This is a genomic window from Haemophilus parainfluenzae (assembly GCF_900638025.1).
Classification (GTDB): domain Bacteria; phylum Pseudomonadota; class Gammaproteobacteria; order Enterobacterales; family Pasteurellaceae; genus Haemophilus_D; species Haemophilus_D parainfluenzae_J.
On sequence record NZ_LR134481.1, the window covers coordinates 771,002 to 796,199 of the forward strand.

The following is a 25,198-nucleotide window of genomic DNA, read 5'->3' on the forward strand; positions in this document are numbered from 1 at the left end:
TAGAAATAACCGCATTTTTTACTCTTATCATAAAATGTTCTAACTCTTAATAATTAGAACTTGACTAACTCACCAAAGTCATTGAAAATTCAAGACAAGTTTTGCTAAAGCAAAATGGGAACTGCCACTCTTAATGCAAAGTGCGGTTATTTTTTCTTTTTTCGGAGCAAATATATGTCAGGTATTTTTGAACAAACTCCTGCTAATCGTCGTCGTTATGGCGTAGCGATTTTTGTAGGTATTATTGCAGGTTTAATTTCTGCGTTCGTAAAATGGGGTGCAGAGCATCCATTCCCACCGCGTAGCCCAATCGATTTCTTCGCAGAAGCATGCAAAGTGGACATCACAGGGTTAAGCCAAGATCAAGTTCTTCAAGTTTGTTCACGTGCATTCTTAAATCCTCCCCACGTATTTTTACGTGATTATCTAGGTATTGACCCAACTCAAGCAGCTTTCACTTTTGCAGATCATGGTTTTGATTGGATTGGTGTGACTCATATTACTTTCTCATTAGTATTTGCTATCGCTTACTGTTTAGTGGCAGAACGTTTCCCTAAAATCAAATTTTGGCAGGGTATTGGGGCAGGTTTAATCGCCGATATTTGCGTACACTATATTACTTTCCCTGCGTTAGGTTTAACCCCACCTGTTGCAGAATGGCCGTTGTATGAGCATATTTCTGAATTAGTGGGACACATTTTCTGGTTCTGGACTATTGAGATTATTCGCCGTGATCTACGTAACCGTATTACTCACGAGCCAGATGCAGAAATTCCATTAAAAAATACAACAGAATAATCAATCTTTTTGAGTAAAAATGCCACCAATAAAGGTGGCATTTTTACTGACACTGAAATCCAAAATATCGTTTTACAAGAAAGTTAGTGCTAGAATTTAAATAAATTTTTTGTAGTTATCTTTCAAGTTGGTTAGAATAAAGACAATTTTTTGTGATAGGAAAGTGGAATGAAAAAAACACCTTTACTTGCGGTCGGCTTAATGGCAACAGCTGTATTAACGGGTTGTGCAACCAAAGCTGATGGTGAACGAAATGATAAATTAGAAAGTTTTAACCGTACGATGTTTGATTTTAACTATAAAGTGATGGATCGCTATGTGTTAGAACCTGCAGCAAAAGGTTGGCGTGATTATGTGCCAACACCAGTCACAAAAGGTCTATCCAATGTGGCAAACAATTTGGATGAGCCAGTGAGTTTTGTTAACCGTTTATTAGAAGGTGAGCCAAAAAAAGCCTTTGTTCACTTCAACCGTTTTTGGATTAACTCAACCTTTGGTCTCGGAGGCTTATTTGACTTTGCAAGTGCAAGCAAGGAATTACAGGTTTATGATCAACGTAGCTTTGGTGAAACATTGGGCACCTATGGTGTAGATGCAGGTACTTATATTGTATTGCCAATTTATAATGCGACGACGCCTCGTCAATTAACGGGGGCAGTAGTTGATGCAGCTTATACCTATCCTTTCTGGAATTGGGTAGGCGGTCCGTGGTCACTCGTAAAATATGGTGTGCAAGCGGTAGATAAACGCTCTAAGACATTGGATCAAACAGAGTTGCTAAATCAAGCACAAGATCCTTATGTTACTTTCCGCGAAGCTTATTATCAGAATTTAGAATTTAAAGTAAATGATGGTAAAGTGAAAGAAAGTTCACAGAAAGAACTGTCTGATGATGTATTAAAAGAAATAGATTAATTTGGCAAAAAGTGCGGTTGTTTTTACCGCGTTTTTTAAGGTAACGAAAAAGAAAGGGAGAATAATCATGTCTAATTATGGAATTAGTATTAAAGTCAATCCTATTCATACTAAAAAAGCCCCAGCAGCAATTGGTCCTTATGTTCAAGCGGTAGATTTAGGTAATTTAGTTTTAACATCGGGGCAAATCCCTGTCAATCCAGCAACGGGTGAAGTACCAAAAGATATTGTGGCTCAGGCGCGTCAATCGTTAGAAAATGTGAAAGCGATTATTGAAGAAGCTGGTTTGAAGGTGGGTGATATTGTTAAAACTACAGTGTTTGTGAAAGATCTTAATGATTTTGGTGCGGTAAATGCAGAGTATGAGAAATTCTTCAAAGAAAATAATCATCCGAATTTTCCTGCTCGTTCTTGCGTAGAAGTTGCTCGCTTACCAAAAGATGTTGGTTTGGAAATTGAAGCAATTGCTGTAAGAAAATAATCGCAAAGTGCGGTTGAAATCTGCAGATTTTTTCGACAATATACTTTACAAGAGCGAGATTAATCACTATAATCTCGCTCCTAAATTACGCTTAGCGTAAAATTTCTGGTTGGTGCTTGACCTATTCAAGCCCCGTCCAAGACCGTAGGGAATGGTTTGCAATAATCGTCTTAATAATCCTACGTAGATGGTGAACAGAATAAGAATATTTCTTGCTTCTGGGCACCGAAGTCGTCCTAGTCTGAAAGATAACTCTTTCGATGAGGTAAATTAATTCCGAGAAATCGGAGTGTATTCAGGAGCTAAAAGCCAATGGCATTAAATCTTCAAGACAAACAAGCAATTGTTGCTGAAGTAAATGAAGCAGCCAAAGGTGCACTTTCAGCAGTAATCGCGGATTCTCGCGGTGTAACTGTTGATAAAATGACTGAATTACGTAAAGCAGCTCGTGAAGCTGGTGTAACAATGCGTGTTGTTCGTAATACTTTATTACGTCGTGCGGTTGAAGGCACTGATTTCGAATGCTTACAAGATACGTTTGTAGGTCCAACACTTATCGCATTCTCTAACGAACACCCAGGTGCAGCAGCACGTTTGTTCAAAGATTTTGCTAAAGCAAACGATAAGTTTGAAATTAAAGGTGCAGCCTTTGAGGGTAAGATCCAAGATGTTGAATTCTTAGCAACATTACCAACTTACGAAGAAGCAATTGCACGTTTAATGGGCACAATGAAAGAAGCTGCGGCAGGCAAACTTGTTCGCACTTTTGCGGCATTACGCGACAAATTACAAGAAGCAGCTTAATCATTAAGCGTTTCTTACTTCATTTAACTTTATTAATTTTAGGAATTGATTGTTATGTCATTAACTAACGAACAAATCATTGAAGCGATTGCTTCTAAAACTGTAACTGAAATCGTTGAATTAATTACAGCGATGGAAGAGAAATTCGGCGTTTCTGCAGCAGCATTAGCAGCAGCTCCAGCAGCTGGCGGTGCAGCAGCAGCGGCAGAAGAAAAAACTGAATTCGACGTAGTTCTTGCTGAAGCTGGTGCTAACAAAGTAGCAGTTATCAAAGCAGTACGTGGTGCAACTGGTTTAGGCTTAAAAGAAGCTAAAGACTTAGTTGAATCTGCTCCAGCTAACTTAAAAGAAGGCATTTCTAAAGAAGAAGCTGAAGCACTTAAGAAAGAATTAGAAGAAGCTGGTGCAAAAGTAGAAATCAAATAATTTTTGATTCTCTTATGTCCTGTTTCTCAGGCTTAATGGCTGGTGGTTTACCATCAGCCATTTTGTGCTATCAAAAACGGCACAAAAACAGATAGGCATTTTCCGTTTAATGGTATCTGTTTCCACTTAAATTAATCAGACGTTTTAATTTAAGTAGCCCACTACAGAAGTAAGGTTCAGAGTGCGGTATCTAAAACGGCGTCAATCTCCGATATAAATAAAAAAACGTCAATCAATTTGACCGCACTTTTCTTTATATCAACTCGGTCTCACTAAAATTTACAGAGGAAAACCAATAATGGGTTACTCCTATACTGAGAAAAAACGAATTCGTAAAGACTTCGGCAAACGTCCGCAAGTTTTAAATGTACCTTATTTATTAACTATCCAATTAGATTCTTTTGATAAATTCATTCAAAAAGATCCTGAAGGTCAACAAGGCTTAGAAGCTGCATTCCGTTCTGTTTTTCCAATCGTAAGCAATAACGGTTATACAGAATTACAATATGTTGATTACCGTTTAGAAGAGCCAGAGTTTGATGTACGTGAATGTCAAATTCGTGGTTCCACTTATGCGGCAGGGTTGCGAGTCAAATTACGTTTAGTTAGCTACGATAAAGAATCTTCATCACATGCAGTAAAAGACATCAAAGAAAGCGAAGTGTACATGGGAGAAATCCCATTGATGACTGATAATGGTACCTTTGTGATCAATGGTACCGAGCGTGTTATTGTTTCACAATTACACCGTAGCCCAGGCGTATTCTTTGATTCTGATAAAGGGAAAACACACTCTTCAGGTAAAGTGCTGTATAACGCACGTATTATCCCTTACCGTGGGTCTTGGTTGGATTTCGAATTTGATCCAAAAGATAACTTATATGCACGTATTGACCGTCGTCGTAAATTACCAGCAACCATTATTTTACGTGCGTTAGGTTATACGGTTGAAGAAATCTTAAACTTATTCTTTGATAAAGTAACTTTCGAAATCGCTGGCAATAAATTACTCATGACATTAGTGCCAGAACGTCTACGTGGTGAAACGGCGACATTTGATATTGAAGCAAATGGCAAAGTATATGTTGAACGTGGTCGTCGTATTACAGCTCGTCACATCAAAGCATTAGAAAAAGATAATGTGACACAAGTTGAGGTGCCAACGGAATACATTATTGGTAAAGTTTCTGCAAAAGATTATGTTGATCTTGATTCTGGAGAGATTATTTGTCCAGTTAATAGTGAAATTTCATTAGAAGGATTAGCGAAGTTATCTCAAGCGGGCTATAAAGTCATCGAAACATTGTTTACTAACGATTTAGATTATGGTCCATATATTTCTGAGACATTACGCGTTGATCCAACTTACGATCGCATAAGCGCATTATATGAAATCTATCGTATGATGCGTCCAGGTGAACCACCTACACCCGAATCTTCAGAAGCGTTATTCAATAACTTATTCTTCTCTGCAGAACGTTATGATTTATCTGCAGTAGGTCGTATGAAGTTTAATCGCTCGTTAGGTATTCCTGAAGGCGAGGGTACGGGTATTTTAAGTAACGACGATATCATTGGCGTGATGAAAAAACTCATCGACATCCGCAATGGTCGTGGTGAAGTGGATGATATCGACCACTTGGGTAACCGTCGTATTCGTTCCGTAGGTGAAATGGCAGAAAACCAATTCCGTATTGGTTTAGTTCGTGTAGAAAGAGCGGTTAAAGAGCGTTTATCTTTAGGCGATTTAGATGCGATCACGCCACAAGACTTAATTAATCCAAAACCAATTTCTGCGGCAGTGAAAGAATTCTTTGGTTCTTCACAACTTTCGCAATTCATGGACCAAAACAATCCATTATCAGAAGTGACACATAAACGTCGTATTTCTGCATTAGGTCCAGGCGGTTTAACGCGTGAACGCGCAGGCTTTGAGGTACGTGACGTACATAACACCCACTATGGTCGTTTATGTCCAATTGAAACTCCTGAAGGTCCAAACATCGGTTTGATCAACTCACTTTCTGCGTTTGCTCGTACGAACGATTATGGTTTCTTAGAAACCCCGTATCGTAAAGTAGTGAATGGTCAAGTAACCGAAGAAATTGAATACTTATCTGCAATTGATGAAGCAAACTACATCATTGCACAGGCGAACTCAAATCTTGATGAGAACAATCGCTTTACTGATGCATTCGTTACTGCGCGTGGTGAGCGTGGTGAATCTGGTCTTTATAAACCAGAAGAAATTCATTATATGGACGTTTCAACTCAACAAGTGGTATCTGTGGCTGCAGCGTTAATTCCATTCTTAGAGCATGACGATGCGAACCGTGCCTTAATGGGTGCGAACATGCAACGTCAAGCGGTTCCAACTTTACGTGCTGATAAGCCGTTAGTGGGTACAGGTATGGAAAAACCAATCGCACTAGACTCAGGTGTGGCGGTTGTGGCGAAACGTGGTGGTACAGTTCAATACGTTGATGCTTCTCGTATCGTTATCAAAGTAAATGAAGACGAAACTGTAGCAGGCGAAGCAGGTATTGATATTTATAACTTAATTAAATACACCCGCTCTAACCAAAATACCTGTATCAACCAAATTCCTTGTGTGAATTTAGGCGATCCAATTAACCGTGGTGAAGTATTAGCTGATGGTCCTTCAACAGATTTAGGTGAATTAGCATTAGGTCAAAATATCCGTGTGGCGTTCATGCCTTGGAACGGTTATAACTTCGAAGACTCAATGTTAGTTTCTGAGCGTGTTGTACAACAAGACCGCTTCACGACAATCCACATTCAAGAATTATCTTGTGTGGCACGTGATACTAAATTAGGTTCTGAAGAAATCACTGCGGATATTCCAAACGTAGGTGAATCTGCATTAAGCAAATTGGATGAATCAGGTATTGTTTATGTGGGTGCTGAAGTGAAAGGTGGTGACATCTTAGTCGGTAAAGTCACCCCTAAAGGCGAAACTCAATTAACACCAGAAGAAAAATTGTTACGTGCAATCTTCGGTGAAAAAGCATCTGATGTGAAAGACTCTTCATTACGTGTACCAAACAGCGTAAGTGGTACTGTAATTGACGTTCAAGTCTTCACCCGTGATGGCGTAGAAAAAGACAAACGTGCATTAGAAATTGAAGAAATGCAGTTAAAACAAGCTAAGAAAGACCTTTCTGATGAATTAGAAATCTTAGAAGCTGGCTTGTTTGCTCGTGTACGTAATGTGCTTATTGCAGGTGGTATTGATGCGGCTCAATTAGATAAAATGGATCGCACTAAATGGTTAGAGCAAACCATTTCAGATGAAGAAAAACAAAACCAATTAGAACAGCTTGCTGAGCAATATGAAGAATTACGTAAGGAGTTTGAACACAAACTTGAAGTACAACGTAAGAAAATCATTAAAGGCGATGACCTTGCACCAGGCGTATTAAAAGTGGTTAAAGTTTACCTTGCGGTGAAACGTCACATCCAACCGGGTGATAAAATGGCGGGTCGTCATGGTAACAAAGGTGTTATCTCGAAAATTAACCCAGTTGAAGATATGCCATACGATGAGAATGGCCAACCTGTTGAAATCGTATTGAACCCACTGGGCGTACCATCTCGAATGAACATCGGTCAGATCTTAGAAACCCACTTAGGCTTAGCGGCGAAAGGTATCGGTAATCAAATCAATGCGATGATCAAACAAAAACAAGATGTTGAGAAACTTCGTGGCTATATGCAAAAAGCATACGATTTAGGTCATGGCGCACAAAAAGTTGATTTAAGCACCTTTAGCGATGACGAAATCATGCGTTTAGCGGAAAACCTACGTAAAGGTTTACCGGTAGCAACACCAGTGTTTGATGGTGCTGATGAGCAAGAAATCAAAGAAATGTTGAAACTTGGTGGCTTACCAACTTCAGGTCAGATCACGTTATACGATGGCCGTACTGGTGAGAAATTCGAGCGTCCAGTAACCGTAGGTTATATGTACATGCTCAAATTGAACCACTTAGTTGATGACAAAATGCATGCTCGTTCAACAGGTTCTTATAGTCTTGTTACTCAACAACCACTTGGTGGTAAAGCACAATTCGGTGGTCAACGTTTCGGTGAGATGGAGGTATGGGCACTTGAAGCATACGGTGCTGCTTACACCTTACAAGAAATGTTAACTGTGAAATCCGATGACGTGAACGGCCGTACGAAGATGTATAAAAACATCGTCGGTGGCAACCAACAAATGGATCCGGGTACACCGGAATCTTTCAACGTAATTATGAAAGAAATCCGTTCACTTGGTTTGAATATCGAGCTAGACGAAGAGTAATCGACAAACCGGTCTTCCCCTGTACGCAGGGGAAGCAAAAGGAAGAAATCGCCGAAGTGCGGTTAAAAAACAAAATATTTTTGACCGCACTTTGAAACCCTTAACTCCGACAGGAGACTATTTGTGAAAGACTTAGTTAAGTTTTTAAAAGCACAATCAAAAACCAGTGAAGATTTTGATGTGATTAAAATTGGGTTAGCTTCTCCAGACATGATCCGTTCTTGGTCATTTGGTGAAGTTAAAAAACCTGAAACAATCAACTATCGTACGTTCAAACCTGAGCGTGACGGTCTTTTCTGTGCACGTATTTTCGGGCCAGTAAAAGATTACGAATGTTTATGCGGAAAATATAAACGCTTAAAACACCGTGGTGTGATTTGTGAAAAATGTGGTGTTGAAGTAACACAAACTAAAGTGCGTCGTGAACGTATGGGCCACATTGAATTGGCTTGTCCAGTTGCACACATTTGGTTCTTAAAATCACTTCCGTCCCGTATCGGTTTATTACTTGATATGCCGTTACGTGATATTGAGCGTGTGCTTTACTTTGAAATGTACATCGTAACCGAACCGGGTATGACCGATTTAGAACGTGGACAGTTATTAACTGAAGAACAATTCCTTGATGCAGAAGACCGCTGGCAAGATGAATTCGAAGCGAAAATGGGTGCTGAAGCAATTCAAGATTTACTTAAAGGTATTGATCTTGAAGTGGAATGTGAAAAATTACGTGAAGAGTTACAAGAAACTAACTCTGAAACAAAACGTAAGAAAATCACTAAACGCTTAAAATTATTAGAAGCTTTCCAACAATCTGGTAATAAACCAGAGTGGATGGTGATGACTGTATTACCAGTACTTCCGCCAGATTTACGTCCGTTAGTACCATTAGATGGTGGTCGTTTTGCAACTTCGGACTTAAACGATTTATATCGTCGCGTAATCAACCGTAACAACCGTTTAAAACGTTTATTAGATTTAATCGCACCAGATATTATCGTGCGCAACGAAAAACGTATGTTACAAGAATCTGTTGATGCTTTATTAGATAATGGTCGTCGTGGTCGTGCGATTACAGGTTCTAACCGTCGTCCATTGAAATCACTTGCGGATATGATCAAAGGTAAACAAGGTCGTTTCCGTCAAAACTTATTAGGTAAACGTGTTGACTATTCAGGCCGTTCTGTAATCACTGTAGGTCCATACTTGCACTTACACCAATGTGGTTTACCGAAGAAAATGGCATTGGAATTATTCCGTCCGTTTATCTATGCAAAATTAGAAAGCCGTGGTTATGCAACTACAATCAAAGCGGCTAAGAAAATGGTTGAGCGTGAAGACGCGATCGTTTGGGATATCTTGGCAGAAGTTATTCGTGAGCACCCAATTCTATTGAACCGTGCACCGACACTTCACCGTTTAGGTATCCAAGCGTTTGAACCACTTCTAATCGAAGGTAAAGCAATCCAGTTACACCCGCTCGTTTGTGCGGCGTTCAACGCGGACTTCGATGGTGACCAAATGGCGGTTCACGTACCATTAACACTTGAAGCTCAGTTAGAAGCACGTGCGTTAATGATGTCAACCAACAACGTACTTTCACCTGCAAACGGTGATCCTATTATCGTTCCATCACAAGACGTGGTGTTGGGTCTTTACTATATGACCCGTGAAAAAGTGAACGGTAAAGGCGAAGGCATGTTATTGCAAGATCCGCGCGAAGCTGAAAAAGCATATCGCACAGGTGAAGCAGAATTACATTCTCGCGTTAAAGTACGTATTACTGAATATGTGAAAAATGAAGCAGGCGAATTCGAAGAGAAAACCACATTAACCGATACCACTATCGGTCGTGCAATCTTATGGATGATCGCGCCAAAAGGTATGCCTTATTCATTGTTTAACCAAACATTAGGTAAAAAAGCAATTTCTAAACTTATCAACGAAGCTTATCGTCGTTTAGGTTTGAAAGAAGCAGTAATGTTTGCTGACCATATTATGTATACCGGTTTTGCTTATGCTGCACGTTCAGGTTCTTCTGTGGGTATCGACGATATGGTTATCCCAGAGAAAAAATACGAAATTATTTCTGCAGCGGAAGCTGAAGTGGCTGAAATTCAAGAACAGTTCCAATCTGGTCTTGTAACAGCGGGTGAGCGTTATAACAAAGTCATCGATATTTGGGCTGCAGCAAATGAGCGTGTAGCGAAAGCAATGATGGAAAACTTATCTCAGGAAGAAGTCATCAACCGTGAAGGTAACCCTGAGAAACAAGCTTCTTTCAACAGCATTTTTATGATGGCTGACTCCGGTGCGCGTGGTTCTGCAGCTCAGATTCGTCAGTTAGCAGGTATGCGTGGTTTGATGGCGCGTCCAGATGGTTCGATCATCGAAACCCCAATTACAGCGAACTTCCGTGAAGGTTTGAACGTACTTCAGTACTTTATTTCAACCCACGGTGCGCGTAAAGGTTTGGCGGATACCGCATTAAAAACAGCAAACTCTGGTTACTTAACTCGTCGTTTAGTTGACGTAGCGCAAGACTTAGTGATCGTTGAAGATGACTGTGGTACACACGAAGGTTTAGTCATGACTCCATTAATCGAAGGTGGAGATGAGAAAGTTCCACTTCGCGAATTAGTGTTAGGTCGTGTTGTGGCTGAAGATGTGTATAAACCAGGTACAGAAGAAGTCTTAATTGCACGTAACACTTTATTAGATGAAAAACTTTGTGATGTGTTAGATGCAAACTCAGTGGACAGCGTAAAAGTACGTTCTGTTGTAACTTGTGATACTGACTTCGGTGTATGTGCGAAATGTTACGGTCGTGACTTAGCACGTGGTCACCTCATCAATCAAGGTGAAGCAGTTGGTGTTATCGCTGCTCAATCTATCGGTGAGCCAGGTACACAGTTAACCATGCGTACGTTCCACATCGGTGGTGCAGCTTCTGCAGCAGCCAAAGAATCTAGCGTACAAATCAAAAACAACGGTACTTTACACCTTGCTAACGCAAAATTCGTTGTTAATGACGAAGGTAAATTAGTGTTAACTTCTCGTAATACTGAATTAACCGTAACTGATGCATTTGGTCGTACGAAAGAACATTATAAAGTGCCTTACGGTACTGTATTGAACAAAGCTGACGGTCAAGAAGTGTCTGCTGGTGAAACAGTGGCAAACTGGGATCCACATACTATGCCAGTAGTCTCTGAAGTATCTGGTTTTGTGAAATTCGTTGATATCGTGGATGGTTTAACTGTAACTCGTCAAACGGATGAATTAACCGGTCTTTCTTCTATTGTGGTACAAGACGTGGGTGAACGTGCAACAGCAGGTAAAGATTTACGTCCAACTATTAAATTAGTTGATGCAAAAGGTAACGATATCTTCTTACCTGAAACTGACGTTATTGCACAATACTTCTTACCAGGTAAAGCAATCGTAAGTTTAGATGACGGTGCGGAAGTGAAAGTGGGTGAACCACTTGCACGTATTCCACAAGAATCTGTGGGTACTAAAGATATTACCGGTGGTCTTCCACGCGTTGCTGATTTATTCGAAGCTCGTAAACCGAAAGAACCTGCTATCTTGGCAGAAATTTCAGGTATCGTGTCCTTCGGTAAAGAAACTAAAGGTAAACGTCGCTTGCTAATCACCCCAACTGAAGGTGAAATCTACGAAGAAATGATTCCAAAATGGCGTCAACTCAACGTATTTGAAGGCGAGATGGTAGAACGTGGTGATGTGATTTCTGATGGTGCAGAGACTCCACACGATATCTTACGTTTACGCGGTGTTCGTGCTGTAACTGAATATATCGTGAACGAAGTGCAAGAAGTTTACCGCTTACAAGGGGTAAAAATTAACGATAAGCACATCGAAGTTATCGTACGTCAAATGTTACGTAAAGCAGTCATTACGAAAGCTTATGACAGCGAATTCCTTGAAGGGGAACAAGTTGAAGTGGCTCGCGTGAAAATTGTGAACCGTAAACGTGAAGCGGAAGGTAAACCACCAGTTGAATTCGAACGTGAATTACTTGGTATTACCAAAGCGTCATTGGCAACAGAATCCTTCATTTCTGCGGCATCGTTCCAAGAAACCACTCGTGTGCTTACTGAAGCAGCGGTGGCAGGTAAACGTGATGAATTACGCGGCTTGAAAGAGAACGTAATCGTAGGTCGTTTAATCCCAGCTGGTACTGGTTTTGCATATCACCAAGGTCGTCACAAAAAACGTATTGTAGACGATGTTGTGATTAAATTGTCTGAAGACGATGAAGCAGCAATTGCTGATGAATTCGTGATGACAGCAGATGATGCAACAACTAACTTAGCAGAAATGCTTAATATGGCAGATGATGCAGAGTAATCGCTAATCAATAAAAGAAAACCCAAGTTTAAACTTGGGTTTTTTATTATCTTAATACAGAAAGAGCGGTTAGGTTTTGATGAATTTTTCTTTTGGAAAAGTATTGTAAAATGACCGCACTTTCTTTTCATCAATAAAAAGCCACCCTAATGGATGGCTTTGAAATATTGTACTTCTAAGCTAAGATTACCAGCCTTTTACAACACCATCTTTAAAGTGTTTTTTCGCTTCTTGGTAAACTTCTTCAGTTTGGTACGCTTTGACGAAATCTTGGATCGCTTTGCTGTCTTTGTTATCAGTACGTGCAACGATGATGTTTACGTATGGAGAATCTTTATCTTCTACGAAGACACCGTTATCTTGCGCATTTAAACCAACTTGACCCGCATAAGTATTATTTACAACAGCAAGATCAACATCATCTAGTGCACGAGCGGCAACAGAAGTATCTACTTCAGAAATTTTGAAGTTTTTCGGATTTTCAACAATATCAGCTACAGTTGAAAGAAGGTCGTTAACATTTTTAAGTTTGATTAAACCTTGTTTTTCTAGAAGAATTAATGCGCGACCGCGGTTTGACGGATCGTTTGGAACAACGATTTTAGCACCTTCTTTTAAATCATTTACATTTTTAATAGTTTTAGAATAACCAGCAAGTGGGTAAACAAAGGTGTTACCAACGATCACTAAGTTATTTAAGCTTTTTGCTTTTGCATCTTCATCTAGGTAAGGTTTGTGTTGCATTGCGTTAGCATCTAAATCACCTTTAGATACCGCAGTGTTTGGTAATGCGTAGTCATTGAATAAAACAAATTCAACATTTAAGTTGTATTTATCTTTTGCGACTTTTGCAGCAGTTTCAGCTACTTGGTGCTCAGGACCCGCCATTACACCAACTTTGATTGATGTTGCAGTAGGTGTAGTTGATGCTACATCTGCTTTTTTCTCTTCTTTACACCCTGTTAATACTAATGCTGACGCAATAGCAGTGATAGCAAATAAGTTTTTTAATTTCATGTTTTTTCCTTGTTGTGAATAAAATACTATAGAAAATAATTAACGGTGATCCACTCGTTTTGCGAGCGTGTCGCCTAATTTTTGACTGAGCATCACGATAATCACGATAACAATCGTTGCCGCCCAAGTTACCGATGGCATATTGCGATAGACACCATAGTTAATGGCGAGGCTTCCTAAGCCGCCACCGCCTTGCGTTCCCGCCATTGCGGTATAGCCAATTAATGTCACGAAAGTGAGCGTAATAGCATTAATTAGCGTAGGTAGGGATTCAGGCAAATAGAATTTACGAATAATTTGCCAATTGGTTGCACCCATTGCTTTTGCGGTTTCAGTTAAACCCATTGGAATCTCAAAAAGCGCATTACTTGTTAGGCGAGCAAAAAATGGTGTTGCCGCCGCACTTAATGACACAATCGCTGCATTAGAACCAATGCTCCCGCTAGGAAGTAACCAACTGGTAAGCGGAATTAAAGCAAGTAACAAAATAATATAAGGGATTGAACGTCCAATATTAATAATGACATTTAAACACGCATTGAGCTTTTTGCTTTCTAAAATCGCCCCTTTATTGGTTAAAAAGGTTAAAAAACCTAATGGTAAACCTAATAAAGCTGCAATTAATGTTGATAAGACCGACATATAAATTGTTTCAACGGTAGATACCGTTAATAAATTAGCAAAATTATCGGGAAATTGTTGGCTAAGTGTTGCCCATAATTCATTGAACATAGCCTAGTACCTCTACTCGAACATTATTTTCCATTAAATAGACCTTAGTTTGTGTAATTGCATCTTCATCACCTTCAACTTCTGCAATAGTAAAGCCGAATTTAACGCCACCGGCATAATCAATTTGTGAAGTTAAAATACTGAGTTCGACACCAAACTTTTTCGATGCTTGAGAAAGTAGTGGCGCATCGACAGAGCGACCAGTAAATTCAAATTTGATAATTGGGTAAGATCTTGCATGTTTGGGACTATGAGATAAATTTTCCAAGTATTCTTCTGGCAACGAGATATGGAAAGTAGAACTAATAAATTCTTGAGCTAACTTTGTTTTTGGATTAGAGAAAATTTCGCTAACTGTGCCTTGTTCAACGAGACGGCCTTTATCAATTACTGCAACTTGATCGCAGATTCGTTTAACCACTTCCATTTCATGGGTAATAAGAAGAATTGTAATGCCTAAAGAGCGGTTGATTTCTTTTAATAATTTTAGAATGGATTGTGTTGTAGCGGGATCTAATGCGCTAGTAGCTTCATCACATAATAATACTTTGGGATCACTTGCAAGTGCTCGAGCAATGGCTACACGCTGTTTTTGGCCGCCTGAGAGATTAGCTGGATACACATTATGTTTATCACTTAATCCAACAAGCGCTAAAAGTGCGGTTGTTTTCTCTTGAATTTCTGCTTTTGATTTATTTTCTAATTCAAGTGGTAACGCTACGTTTTCAAAAACGGTTCGAGAGGTCAATAAATTAAAATGTTGGAAAATCATGCCGATTTGGCGGCGTGTTTTCACTAATTCAGCGTCAGAAAGTTGAGTTAAATCTACGCCATCGATGATTACGGCACCGTGAGTTGGTCTTTCTAATAAGTTTACACAACGGATCAGCGTACTTTTGCCCGCACCAGAGGCACCAATGACCCCACAAATCTGTCCTTTAGGCACATGTAATGAAACATTATCAAGTGCAGTCAGTTTTTTATCTGGAAGTGTAAAAATCTTCGTAATATTATTTAGCTTAATCATATAAGCCCTTGTCGTCAGTTAATATCTAAGTTTAATCTGTATTCTAGACGTCTAGATTGCTATGTCAATATGTTAACGGATCTTTTTTAGATTGATTGGTTATGACTTATTATTGCTAATGTAGAAGATAAAGGAGATAATTTGCCTTAAGAAGAAGGTAAATAAGAAAATATATGAAGAAAGCTATTTTTTTAGATCGAGATGGTACCTTAAATATCGACCATGGTTATGTTTATAAAATTGAAGATTTCCAATTTATTGAAGGCAGTATTGATGCACTAAAAGCGCTAAAAGAACTGGGATACCTTTTAGTTTTAGTGACGAATCAATCAGGTATTGCTCGTGGATATTTTTCAGAAGAACAATTTTTGCAGCTTACAGAATGGATGGACTGGTCATTGGCTGATCGTGGTATTGATTTAGATGGTATCTACTATTGTCCTCATCACCCGGAAGGGAAAGGCGAATATAAAGAAGACTGTGCATGTAGAAAACCAAAATCAGGCATGTTATTAGAGGCGATTAAAGCACTAAAAATCGATCCTGCGCAATCTATTATGGTTGGCGATAAGATTGAAGATCTTAAAGCGGGTATTGACGCAAACGTGAGAACAAATATTTTAGTACGAACAGGTAAACCTATTACAGAAGAAGGAGAGAATCTCGCTGATTATGTTTTGGATTCTATTGCAGATTTACCAAGAATAGCAAAGCGATTAATTAAATAACAAAAATAATCTATTTTTTGAGCGAATAGACGAAAAGATATTCAATTAAGAAAAAAATCACATTTTTTACAAAAAAGCACTTGCAAAGAATTCTGAAATATCTATAATACACCGCACACAACGACGCGCTGTTGTGAAACGTAAGAAAATCCAGTGCGTCGTTATTTTTTGCTCTTTAACAATATATCAGACAATCTGTGTGGGCACTTGTTGATTGACTTGTTTTAAAAATATTTTTTAATTTTGAAGTCTTAATAGGTGCTAACTAGAAATTCATAATACTTTTTTAAGTAGTGACATTTTATGTCAGCAGTATTGAGCGATTGAACTTGAATTGAAGAGTTTGATCATGGCTCAGATTGAACGCTGGCGGCAGGCTTAACACATGCAAGTCGAACGGTAACATAAAGAAGCTTGCTTCTTTGATGACGAGTGGCGGACGGGTGAGTAATGCTTGGGAATCTGGCTTATGGAGGGGGATAACTACGGGAAACTGTAGCTAATACCGCGTAATATCGAAAGATTAAAGTGTGGGACCTTCGGGCCACATGCCATAGGATGAGCCCAAGTGGGATTAGGTAGTTGGTGAGGTAAAGGCTCACCAAGCCGACGATCTCTAGCTGGTCTGAGAGGATGACCAGCCACACTGGGACTGAGACACGGCCCAGACTCCTACGGGAGGCAGCAGTGGGGAATATTGCGCAATGGGGGCAACCCTGACGCAGCCATGCCGCGTGAATGAAGAAGGCCTTCGGGTTGTAAAGTTCTTTCGGTAGCGAGGAAGGTGGTTAGTTTAATAGGCTAGCCAATTGACGTTAACTACAGAAGAAGCACCGGCTAACTCCGTGCCAGCAGCCGCGGTAATACGGAGGGTGCGAGCGTTAATCGGAATAACTGGGCGTAAAGGGCACGCAGGCGGACTTTTAAGTGAGGTGTGAAAGCCCCGGGCTTAACCTGGGAATTGCATTTCAGACTGGGAGTCTAGAGTACTTTAGGGAGGGGTAGAATTCCACGTGTAGCGGTGAAATGCGTAGAGATGTGGAGGAATACCGAAGGCGAAGGCAGCCCCTTGGGAATGTACTGACGCTCATGTGCGAAAGCGTGGGGAGCAAACAGGATTAGATACCCTGGTAGTCCACGCTGTAAACGATGTCGATTTGGGGGTTGAACTTTGAGTTTGGCGCCCGTAGCTAACGTGATAAATCGACCGCCTGGGGAGTACGGCCGCAAGGTTAAAACTCAAATGAATTGACGGGGGCCCGCACAAGCGGTGGAGCATGTGGTTTAATTCGATGCAACGCGAAGAACCTTACCTACTCTTGACATCCAGAGAACATTCCAGAGATGGATTGGTGCCTTCGGGAACTCTGAGACAGGTGCTGCATGGCTGTCGTCAGCTCGTGTTGTGAAATGTTGGGTTAAGTCCCGCAACGAGCGCAACCCTTATCCTTTGTTGCCAGCGATTCGGTCGGGAACTCAAAGGAGACTGCCGGTGATAAACCGGAGGAAGGTGGGGATGACGTCAAGTCATCATGGCCCTTACGAGTAGGGCTACACACGTGCTACAATGGCGTATACAGAGGGAAGCGAGAGTGCGAGCTGGAGCGAATCTCACAAAGTACGTCTAAGTCCGGATTGGAGTCTGCAACTCGACTCCATGAAGTCGGAATCGCTAGTAATCGCAAATCAGAATGTTGCGGTGAATACGTTCCCGGGCCTTGTACACACCGCCCGTCACACCATGGGAGTGGGTTGTACCAGAAGTAGATAGCTTAACCTTTTGGAGGGCGTTTACCACGGTATGATTCATGACTGGGGTGAAGTCGTAACAAGGTAACCGTAGGGGAACCTGCGGTTGGATCACCTCCTTACCAAAAACGAGAGACAATAAGTGTCCACACAGATTGATTGATATATTGTAGACAATATCGAGCAGAAAGTCGTTATTCCCTTGGGTCTGTAGCTCAGGTGGTTAGAGCGCACCCCTGATAAGGGTGAGGTCGGTGGTTCAAGTCCACTCAGACCCACCACTCAAACTGAGTGAGTGATGAAGGTGAATAAGGTAATAAATAAACGATGACATGGGGATATAGCTCAGCTGGGAGAGCGCCTGCCTTGCACGCAGGAGGTCAGCGGTTCGATCCCGCTTATCTCCACCACTTATCATCGTTAAGTAAATTGAGTTTTTACACTTAATGAGTTTATTTAACGATGATAACTGAAAATGTTATTTCTGTTCTTTAACAACCAGGAAACAAGCTGAAAAACTGAAGAGACTTTCAAGTCCTTAAAGGATAAGAAAAAGTCTGAGTAAGAATAAAATCTTGATTGAACAAAAGCAATCAAGTGTTTAGTTGAAAACGCAACATCAAGAATTTTTGAGGTTGTATAGTTAAGTGACTAAGCGTACAAGGTGGATGCCTTGGCAATCAGAGGCGAAGAAGGACGTGCTAATCTGCGAAAAGCTTGGATGAGTCGATAAGAGGCGTTTAATCCAAGATGTCCGAATGGGGAAACCCAGTAGATGAAGAATCTACTATCACTTACTGAATACATAGGTAAGTGAGGCAAACCGGGAGAACTGAAACATCTAAGTACCCCGAGGAAAAGAAATCAACCGAGATTTCGTTAGTAGCGGCGAGCGAACGCGAAGGAGCCTGTTAGTGATAATGACAGAGACAGAGGAACAAGCTGGGAAGTTTGGCGATACAGGGTGATAGCCCCGTACTCGAAGTCCAGGTCATGGTACTAAGCTAACGATAAGTAGGGCGGGACACGTGATATCCTGTTTGAAGATGGGGGGACCATCCTCCAAGGCTAAATACTCCTGATTGACCGATAGTGAACCAGTACTGTGAAGGAAAGGCGAAAAGAACCCCGGTGAGGGGAGTGAAATAGAACCTGAAACCTTGTACGTACAAGCAGTGGGAGCCTGAAAGGGTGACTGCGTACCTTTTGTATAATGGGTCAGCGACTTATATTTTGTAGCGAGGTTAACCGAATAGGGGAGCCGAAGGGAAACCGAGTCTTAACTGGGCGAATAGTTGCAAGGTATAGACCCGAAACCCGGTGATCTAGCCATGGGCAGGTTGAAGGTTGGGTAACACTAACTGGAGGACCGAACCGACTAATGTTGAAAAATTAGCGGATGACTTGTGGCTGGGGGTGAAAGGCCAATCAAACCGGGAGATAGCTGGTTCTCCCCGAAATCTATTTAGGTAGAGCCTTGAGCGGACACCTTCGGGGGTAGAGCACTGTTTCGGCTAGGGGTCCATCCCGGATTACCAACCCGATGCAAACTACGAATACCGAAGAGTGATACTCAGGAGACACACGGCGGGTGCTAACGTCCGTCGTGGAGAGGGAAACAACCCAGACCGCCAGCTAAGGTCCCAAAGTCTATATTAAGTGGGAAACGAAGTGGGAAGGCTTAGACAGCTAGGATGTTGGCTTAGAAGCAGCCATCATTTAAAGAAAGCGTAATAGCTCACTAGTCGAGTCGGCCTGCGCGGAAGATGTAACGGGGCTCAAATATAGCACCGAAGCTGCGGCATCAGACGAAAGTCTGTTGGGTAGGGGAGCGTTCTGTAAGCGGAAGAAGGTGAATCGAGAGGTTTGCTGGACGTATCAGAAGTGCGAATGCTGACATAAGTAACGATAAAACGGGTGAAAAACCCGTTCGCCGGAAGACCAAGGGTTCCTGTCCAACGTTAATCGGGGCAGGGTGAGTCGGCCCCTAAGGCGAGGCTGAAAAGCGTAGTCGATGGGAAACGGGTTAATATTCCCGTACTTGGATAAACTGCGATGTGGGGACGGAGCAGGTTAGGTTATCGCACTGTTGGATATGTGCGTTTAAGTTAGTAGGTGTGAAGTTTAGGCAAATCCGGACTTCTTTAACACTGAGAGATGATGACGAGGCTCTACGGAGCTGAAGTAACCGATACCACACTTCCAGGAAAAGCCACTAAGCTTCAGGTTTATCTAAACCGTACTGAAAACCGACACAGGTGGTCAGGTAGAGAATACTCAGGCGCTTGAGAGAACTCGGGTGAAGGAACTAGGCAAAATAGCACCGTAACTTCGGGAGAAGGTGCGCCGGCGTAGATTGTAAGGGCTTGCCCCTGAAGGTTGAACCGGTCGAAGATACCAGCTGGCTGCAACTGTTTATTAAAAACACAGCACTCTGCAAACACGAAAGTGGACGTATAGGGTGTGATGCCTGCCCGGTGCTGGAAGGTTAATTGATGGTGTAATCGAAAGAGAAGCTCCTGATCGAAGCCCCAGTAAACGGCGGCCGTAACTATAACGGTCCTAAGGTAGCGAAATTCCTTGTCGGGTAAGTTCCGACCTGCACGAATGGCATAATGATGGCCAGGCTGTCTCCACCCGAGACTCAGTGAAATTGAAATCGCCGTGAAGATGCGGTGTACCCGCGGCTAGACGGAAAGACCCCGTGAACCTTTACTATAGCTTGACACTGAACATTGAATTTTGATGTGTAGGATAGGTGGGAGACTTAGAAGTAGTCACGCCAGTGATTATGGAGTCGTCCTTGAAATACCACCCTTTAACGTTTGATGTTCTAACGAAGATTACGAAACGTGGTCTCGGACAGTGTCTGGTGGGTAGTTTGACTGGGGCGGTCTCCTCCCAAAGAGTAACGGAGGAGCACGAAGGTTTGCTAATGACGGTCGGACATCGTCAGGTTAGTGCAATGGTATAAGCAAGCTTAACTGCGAGACGGACAAGTCGAGCAGGTACGAAAGTAGGTCATAGTGATCCGGTGGTTCTGAATGGAAGGGCCATCGCTCAACGGATAAAAGGTACTCCGGGGATAACAGGCTGATACCGCCCAAGAGTTCATATCGACGGCGGTGTTTGGCACCTCGATGTCGGCTCATCACATCCTGGGGCTGAAGTAGGTCCCAAGGGTATGGCTGTTCGCCATTTAAAGTGGTACGCGAGCTGGGTTTAGAACGTCGTGAGACAGTTCGGTCCCTATCTGCCGTGGGCGTTGGAGAATTGGTTGGGGCTGCTCCTAGTACGAGAGGACCGGAGTGGACGCACCACTGGTGTTCCGGTTGTGTCGCCAGACGCATTGCCGGGTAGCTAAGTGCGGAAGAGATAAGTGCTGAAAGCATCTAAGCACGAAACTTGCCAAGAGATGAGTTCTCCCAGATTATAAATCTGTAAGGGTTGTTTAAGACTAAGACGTAGATAGGTCTGGTGTGTAATCGGTGCGAGCCGTTGAGCTAACAGATACTAATTGCCCGAGAGGCTTAACTATACAACGCTCAAGGGTTTTGGGTGTTGAGAAGACGAAACAAACTCAGAGAAGAAAGAGAAGAAGAAAGTTTTTAGGTAAATCAGCTTGTTTGGTTGTGAGCGCTAGAGATAGCGGAACAGAGAGAAAAGTTATTAGAGGAATAATCCTGGCGGCGATAGAGCGGTGGTCCCACCTGACCCCATACCGAACTCAGAAGTGAAACGCCGATGCGCCGATGGTAGTGTGGGGCTTCCCCATGTGAGAGTAGGACACCGCCAGGTACTGAATTAGAACCCCGAGCTGAATAGCTTGGGGTTTTTGTTTTTAGATTGGATTTAAATAAACTAAAAGTGCGGTCAAAATCAGAAGAGTTTTATTATTAAAAGATGTTTAAATCTTTTAATGAGAAAATATAGGTGGAATGGTACAATCACCAAAATTTTTTATAGGATAAATAACACAAATGGCTCGTAAAAAGAAAAGTCGTAAAATTAGCGATATTATGCCAATTCGTAAATCGGATAAGAAACCTGAAGCACCGAAGCTATCAGGTAAGAAATTAACACGTTATGAATTAGATGCTAAAGCAAGAGAAGATAAGAAAAAACGTAAACATAAAGGTTTAGCATCGGGTTCTCGTCATAGTAACGCTGAGCAAAATAAGCATAATCAAGTCGTTGAACAAAAAGATCCGCGTATTGGCAGTCGTAAAAAGGTTCCACTGATTGTTGAATTTGTGAATAAACCTGAGAAAGGGATGACAATTCCAGTAGTCAAAGAACCGAAAAAACTTGCGCCTGAAGTTGAGTTAGAACGTTTAGAAAATAATGAAATTCTAAATGAATTGTTGGATGCCTTAGATGAAGGTAAAACGATTAGTAAAGCTGATCAACAATTTGTGGATGAATGCTTAGATCGTATTGCTCAGTTAATGGAAGAATTAGGTATTCAAGATGAAGAAGAGACAGAGGATGACCTCTATCGAACTTTCGAGAAAATTGACATCAACCAATTCAGATAATTGTCATGTGGCCGATTATTTTAAGTATTATTGCTTTGGGAATTATTGCTGGCGTATCATTTTATGCTTTCAAATTACTGAGGAAGTTACGCGAGCAAAACACTCTCATCAAACAGGCTAAAATAGCACGTACAAAACGCCTAAAAGAGAGTATGGTAATTATCGCTAAAGCGATGCAAAATGGAGATTGTAACCATTCAGAAGGGGTGATTCGTTTATCAATGCTTTTACTCCCTTTTAGACAATCTTTGCAGCCATATCAAGCGATGTATGCACTTTATAATATTGTAAAAGAAATGCCTACGCATGAAGCTCGGAAAGCATTGTTAAAAAAAGAAAGAATGAAACTCGATCTTGAGCGAGAAAGTGCAGAAGCAAAATTTGAAGAAGAAATTATGTTGGAGTTACGTCAGTTTTTAAATGACGTAGAGAAATTTGGGGAAGCTTAATGTCTGAAATTATTTGGGATCTTGCGTTAATTCAAAAATATAACCAATCAGGACCTCGTTATACATCTTATCCAACTGCATTAGAATTTAATGAAAGTTACACAAACGAAGATTTTATTGCAGCGGCTAATCGTTATCCGGAAAGACCACTTTCCCTTTACGTACACATCCCGTTTTGTCACAAACTTTGCTATTTCTGTGGCTGTAATAAGGTGATTACTCGTCATCAACATAAGGCGGATATTTATCTTGATTACCTTGAAAAAGAAATCAAAGCGCGTTCAGAATTATTCAAAAATCGTATTGCGACTCAAGTGCATTGGGGTGGCGGTACACCGACTTATTTGACAGAAGAACAATCTGCTCGTTTGATGAAGATGCTTAAAGACCATTTTACGATTGCGGATAATGCAGAAGTCAGTATTGAAATGGACCCACGCGAAATTGAACTCGATATGCTTGATCATTTACGCAATATTGGTTTTAACCGAATCAGTATGGGCGTACAAGATTTCAATAAAGCGGTTCAAAAAGCGGTAAACCGTGAACAAGATGAAGAGTTTGTGAATGCATTACTTGTTCGTGCTCGTGAGTTAGGTTTCCAATCTACTAATCTTGATTTAATTTATGGATTGCCACTTCAAAATGTAGAAAGTTTTATGTTCACATTACATAAAGTGATTGAATTGAATCCAGATCGTTTAAGTATCTTTAACTATGCTCATTTACCAAGTCGATTTGCGGGACAAGCAAAAATTAAAGAAGATCAATTACCGGCACCGGAAACAAAATTAGAAATCTTACAGAAAACGATCGAAACCTTAGGCAATGCAGGCTATAAGTTTATCGGTATGGATCACTTTGCTAAACCAGATGATGAATTAGCAATTGCTCAAGAGAAAGGTGTTTTACACCGAAATTTCCAAGGCTATACCACGCAAGAAGAATGTGATTTGCTCGGTTTAGGTGTATCAGCCATTAGTTTATTAGGCGATACATATGCTCAAAACCAAAAAGAATTAAAACATTATTATCATGATGTAGAAAATTCAGGTATTGCACTGCATAAAGGTTTAGCAATGACGGAAGAGGATTGCTTACGCCGTGATGTGATTAAGCAATTGATTTGTAACTTTAAGCTTGATTTTGCACCAATTGAAAAACAATATAATATTGATTTCAGAAAGCACTTTGTTGAAGATTTAAAGTTATTACAGCCATTACTTGAAGATGGATTAATTTCTGAAACAGAAACAGGCTTACAAGTTTCGCCTAAAGGTCGCTTATTAATCCGTAATATTTGCTTATGCTTTGATACCTATTCAAGAGCAGCAGCTAAACGACAACAATTCTCTCGAATTATTTAATCATACAAAAACGGTCAAGACTTATATCTTGACTGTTTTTCTTTCAATCTACTTATTTCACTATGCTTTCTAGTGCCCATAATTCGCTGAGATTTTCTCTGCGACGAATTAAGTGAGCTTTGTCTCCATCCACTAACACTTCAGCCGTACGTGGACGAGAATTATAGTTTGAAGACATACTTGCACCATAGGCACCCGCAGATCGTTGAGCAATATAATCACCTTCAGCAATGGCGAGCTCACGCTGTTTACCTAAGAAATCAGAGGTCTCACATACTGGGCCAACAACATCATAAATGGCTTTTTCACGCTCTAAAGTGCGGTCAATTTCAATGATGTTCATATAAGCTTCATAGAGTGCAGGGCGAATCATGTCGTTCATGCCGGTATCGGTAATCGCGAAGTTACGGCTTTCATTACTTTTTAGGTATTGAACTTTAGCCACTAAAATCCCCGCATTCGCCGCAATCGCTCGACCAGGTTCTAGAATAATTTCGAGATTTTCATAGCCTTTTAATTTATTCAGTAACGCTGCGGCATAATCACTGGGATGTGGCGGTGTTTCATCAGTATAAGTTACGCCTAAACCGCCACCGAGATCTAAGTGTTTTAACATGATGTCATCTTCTTTTAACTGTTCTATTAAACGAATAAGGCGATCCGTTGCATCTAAGAAGGGTTGTAATTCAGTCAGTTGAGAGCCAATATGGCAATCCATACCGGTAATTTTTACATGAGGTAAGGTTGCTGCTAATTTATATACTTCAAGCGCTTCATCTACGCTCACACCAAATTTATTCTCTTTTAATCCAGTGGAAATGTAAGGATGTGTATGGGCATCGACATCGGGGTTTACGCGTAAAGAAATAGGGGCTATTTTACCCATTTCGCCAGCAATTTGGTTGATATGATGTAATTCCGCAACAGATTCTACATTAAAACAACGAATGCCTACTTCTAATGCTCGCATAATTTCGGCACGAGATTTTGCCACACCAGAAAAGACCACTTTTGAAGCCTCTCCGCCAGCTGCTAAGACACGTTCTAATTCGCCCTGTGAAACAATATCAAAGCCTGATCCTAATTTTGCCATTATATTTAATATACCAATATTGGAGTTGGCTTTTACGGCATAGCAAATTAAGTGCGGATGCTCTCCTAAGGCTGAATCAAAGGCATGCCAATGGCGCTCAAGCGTGGCACGAGAATAAATATAAAGCGGTGTGTCAAATTCTTCAGCAAGTTGTTTGACGGGTAAATCTTCAACATAAAGTTGCTCGTTTTTATATTGGAAAAAATCCATGAGGAATCCTTTAAGTGCGGTCAGTTTTTATTGTGTTTTTTGCGTGCTTTGCGATTGTTCTTTTTCAGGGAAATATAATGATCCTTTTACACCACAACCTGTAGCCAAAGTACAGAATGCACCTAATAACAAAATAGAAAGTAATTTTTTCATTTTTCAATCT

Annotated in this window: 16 protein-coding genes, 2 tRNA genes and 3 rRNA genes; 16 read left to right on the forward strand and 5 right to left on the reverse strand. The window is 40.9% G+C overall.

What is annotated here, in order from left to right; all coding sequences use genetic code 11:
* Nucleotides 1-174: 174 nt before the first annotated feature.
* The 7 genes from EL215_RS03885 to rpoC all read left to right on the forward strand — a co-directional run bounded on the left by EL215_RS03885 (nucleotide 175) and on the right by rpoC (nucleotide 12,125).
* Complete coding sequence (locus EL215_RS03885) at nucleotides 175-798, forward strand: YagU family protein (RefSeq protein ID WP_049357194.1); 624 nt, start codon at nucleotides 175-177, stop codon at nucleotides 796-798.
* A 168-nt stretch (nucleotides 799-966) separates the two neighbouring features.
* Nucleotides 967-1,713, forward strand: coding sequence for an MlaA family lipoprotein (locus EL215_RS03890; protein ID WP_126470303.1), 747 nt, complete (start codon nucleotides 967-969; stop codon nucleotides 1,711-1,713).
* Between the two features lie 67 nt (nucleotides 1,714-1,780).
* Nucleotides 1,781-2,194, forward strand: a complete 414-nt coding sequence (locus EL215_RS03895; RefSeq protein ID WP_126470305.1) for a RidA family protein — start codon at nucleotides 1,781-1,783, stop codon at nucleotides 2,192-2,194.
* A 312-nt stretch (nucleotides 2,195-2,506) separates the two neighbouring features.
* A complete protein-coding gene (gene rplJ, locus EL215_RS03900) occupies nucleotides 2,507-2,998 on the forward strand; it encodes a 50S ribosomal protein L10 (RefSeq protein WP_005694693.1) in 492 nt (163 codons plus the stop codon).
* A gap of 54 nt (nucleotides 2,999-3,052) precedes the next feature.
* Nucleotides 3,053-3,424 carry a 50S ribosomal protein L7/L12 gene (rplL, locus tag EL215_RS03905; RefSeq protein WP_126470307.1) on the forward strand — a complete coding sequence of 124 codons (372 nt, stop codon included), beginning with the start codon at nucleotides 3,053-3,055 and terminating at the stop codon, nucleotides 3,422-3,424.
* Between the two features lie 298 nt (nucleotides 3,425-3,722).
* Nucleotides 3,723-7,751, forward strand: a complete 4,029-nt coding sequence (rpoB, locus tag EL215_RS03910; RefSeq protein ID WP_126470309.1) for a DNA-directed RNA polymerase subunit beta — start codon at nucleotides 3,723-3,725, stop codon at nucleotides 7,749-7,751.
* A 123-nt stretch (nucleotides 7,752-7,874) separates the two neighbouring features.
* On the forward strand, nucleotides 7,875-12,125 hold the full coding sequence (gene rpoC / locus EL215_RS03915; protein WP_005697359.1) for a DNA-directed RNA polymerase subunit beta': 4,251 nt from the start codon (nucleotides 7,875-7,877) through the stop codon (nucleotides 12,123-12,125).
* A gap of 186 nt (nucleotides 12,126-12,311) precedes the next feature.
* Here rpoC and EL215_RS03920 read toward each other — a convergent pair whose 3' ends face one another.
* Genes EL215_RS03920 through metN form a run of 3 tightly spaced genes read right to left on the reverse strand, consistent with a single transcriptional unit; the run spans nucleotide 12,312 to nucleotide 14,901 of the window.
* Complete coding sequence (locus EL215_RS03920; protein WP_049357202.1) at nucleotides 12,312-13,142, reverse strand: MetQ/NlpA family lipoprotein; 831 nt, start codon at nucleotides 13,140-13,142, stop codon at nucleotides 12,312-12,314.
* 39 nt (nucleotides 13,143-13,181) lie between these two features.
* Nucleotides 13,182-13,874: a methionine ABC transporter permease gene (locus tag EL215_RS03925; RefSeq protein WP_049357203.1), complete on the reverse strand. Its 693-nt coding sequence runs from the start codon at nucleotides 13,872-13,874 to the stop codon at nucleotides 13,182-13,184.
* Nucleotides 13,864-14,901 carry a methionine ABC transporter ATP-binding protein MetN gene (metN, locus tag EL215_RS03930; protein WP_049357205.1) on the reverse strand — a complete coding sequence of 346 codons (1,038 nt, stop codon included), beginning with the start codon at nucleotides 14,899-14,901 and terminating at the stop codon, nucleotides 13,864-13,866. Before metN ends, EL215_RS03925 begins: the two co-directional genes overlap by 11 nt.
* Before the next feature lie 173 nt (nucleotides 14,902-15,074).
* Between metN and gmhB the strand changes: the two genes are divergently transcribed.
* From gmhB to hemN, 9 genes are all read left to right on the forward strand, one after another.
* Nucleotides 15,075-15,629, forward strand: coding sequence for a D-glycero-beta-D-manno-heptose 1,7-bisphosphate 7-phosphatase (gene gmhB, locus EL215_RS03935; RefSeq protein ID WP_049357206.1), 555 nt, complete (start codon nucleotides 15,075-15,077; stop codon nucleotides 15,627-15,629).
* Between the two features lie 331 nt (nucleotides 15,630-15,960).
* A 16S ribosomal RNA gene (locus tag EL215_RS03940) occupies nucleotides 15,961-17,500 on the forward strand.
* Between the two features lie 82 nt (nucleotides 17,501-17,582).
* Nucleotides 17,583-17,659, forward strand: a tRNA-Ile gene (locus tag EL215_RS03945).
* Between the two features lie 53 nt (nucleotides 17,660-17,712).
* Nucleotides 17,713-17,788: transfer RNA gene (locus tag EL215_RS03950), tRNA-Ala, on the forward strand.
* Nucleotides 17,789-18,019: 231 nt separating this feature from the next.
* A 23S ribosomal RNA gene (locus EL215_RS03955) occupies nucleotides 18,020-20,916 on the forward strand.
* Between the two features lie 144 nt (nucleotides 20,917-21,060).
* Nucleotides 21,061-21,176, forward strand: a 5S ribosomal RNA gene (rrf, locus tag EL215_RS03960).
* Together the 16S, 23S and 5S rRNA genes with 2 tRNA genes alongside form the textbook arrangement of a ribosomal RNA operon.
* Nucleotides 21,177-21,358: 182 nt before the next feature.
* Nucleotides 21,359-21,916 (forward strand): Der GTPase-activating protein YihI, encoded by a 558-nt coding sequence (gene yihI, locus EL215_RS03965; RefSeq protein ID WP_049368284.1) that lies wholly within the window; start codon nucleotides 21,359-21,361, stop codon nucleotides 21,914-21,916.
* Between the two features lie 5 nt (nucleotides 21,917-21,921).
* Entirely contained in the window at nucleotides 21,922-22,365 is a 444-nt protein-coding gene (locus EL215_RS03970; RefSeq protein ID WP_126470311.1) for a DUF2489 domain-containing protein, read from the forward strand.
* A complete protein-coding gene (hemN, locus tag EL215_RS03975; protein WP_126470313.1) occupies nucleotides 22,365-23,732 on the forward strand; it encodes an oxygen-independent coproporphyrinogen III oxidase in 1,368 nt (455 codons plus the stop codon). The genes EL215_RS03970 and hemN overlap by 1 nt, the downstream gene beginning before the upstream one ends.
* A gap of 52 nt (nucleotides 23,733-23,784) precedes the next feature.
* On the opposite strand, the gene lysA is transcribed toward hemN, so the two are convergent.
* Nucleotides 23,785-25,035, reverse strand: coding sequence for a diaminopimelate decarboxylase (gene lysA / locus EL215_RS03980; protein WP_126470315.1), 1,251 nt, complete (start codon nucleotides 25,033-25,035; stop codon nucleotides 23,785-23,787).
* Between the two features lie 27 nt (nucleotides 25,036-25,062).
* Nucleotides 25,063-25,188, reverse strand: coding sequence for an LPS translocon maturation chaperone LptM (gene lptM / locus EL215_RS10375; RefSeq protein ID WP_126470317.1), 126 nt, complete (start codon nucleotides 25,186-25,188; stop codon nucleotides 25,063-25,065).
* Between the last annotated feature and the right edge of the window lie 10 nt (nucleotides 25,189-25,198).

Excerpts from the sequence above, each read along its gene's own strand:
- metN (WP_049357205.1), bottom strand. The coding sequence starts at position 14,901 with ATGATTAAGCTAAATAATATTACGAAGATTTTTACACTTCCAGATAAA.
- yihI (WP_049368284.1), top strand. The coding sequence starts at position 21,359 with ATGGCTCGTAAAAAGAAAAGTCGTAAAATTAGCGATATTATGCCAATT.
- rplL (WP_126470307.1), top strand. The coding sequence starts at position 3,053 with ATGTCATTAACTAACGAACAAATCATTGAAGCGATTGCTTCTAAAACT.
- EL215_RS03925 (WP_049357203.1), bottom strand. The coding sequence starts at position 13,874 with ATGTTCAATGAATTATGGGCAACACTTAGCCAACAATTTCCCGATAAT.
- hemN (WP_126470313.1), top strand. The coding sequence starts at position 22,365 with ATGTCTGAAATTATTTGGGATCTTGCGTTAATTCAAAAATATAACCAA.
- gmhB (WP_049357206.1), top strand. The coding sequence starts at position 15,075 with ATGAAGAAAGCTATTTTTTTAGATCGAGATGGTACCTTAAATATCGAC.
- EL215_RS03890 (WP_126470303.1), top strand. The coding sequence starts at position 967 with ATGAAAAAAACACCTTTACTTGCGGTCGGCTTAATGGCAACAGCTGTA.
- EL215_RS03920 (WP_049357202.1), bottom strand. The coding sequence starts at position 13,142 with ATGAAATTAAAAAACTTATTTGCTATCACTGCTATTGCGTCAGCATTA.
- lptM (WP_126470317.1), bottom strand. The coding sequence starts at position 25,188 with ATGAAAAAATTACTTTCTATTTTGTTATTAGGTGCATTCTGTACTTTG.
- EL215_RS03970 (WP_126470311.1), top strand. The coding sequence starts at position 21,922 with ATGTGGCCGATTATTTTAAGTATTATTGCTTTGGGAATTATTGCTGGC.
- rplJ (WP_005694693.1), top strand. The coding sequence starts at position 2,507 with ATGGCATTAAATCTTCAAGACAAACAAGCAATTGTTGCTGAAGTAAAT.
- EL215_RS03885 (WP_049357194.1), top strand. The coding sequence starts at position 175 with ATGTCAGGTATTTTTGAACAAACTCCTGCTAATCGTCGTCGTTATGGC.
- rpoB (WP_126470309.1), top strand. The coding sequence starts at position 3,723 with ATGGGTTACTCCTATACTGAGAAAAAACGAATTCGTAAAGACTTCGGC.
- EL215_RS03895 (WP_126470305.1), top strand. The coding sequence starts at position 1,781 with ATGTCTAATTATGGAATTAGTATTAAAGTCAATCCTATTCATACTAAA.
- lysA (WP_126470315.1), bottom strand. The coding sequence starts at position 25,035 with ATGGATTTTTTCCAATATAAAAACGAGCAACTTTATGTTGAAGATTTA.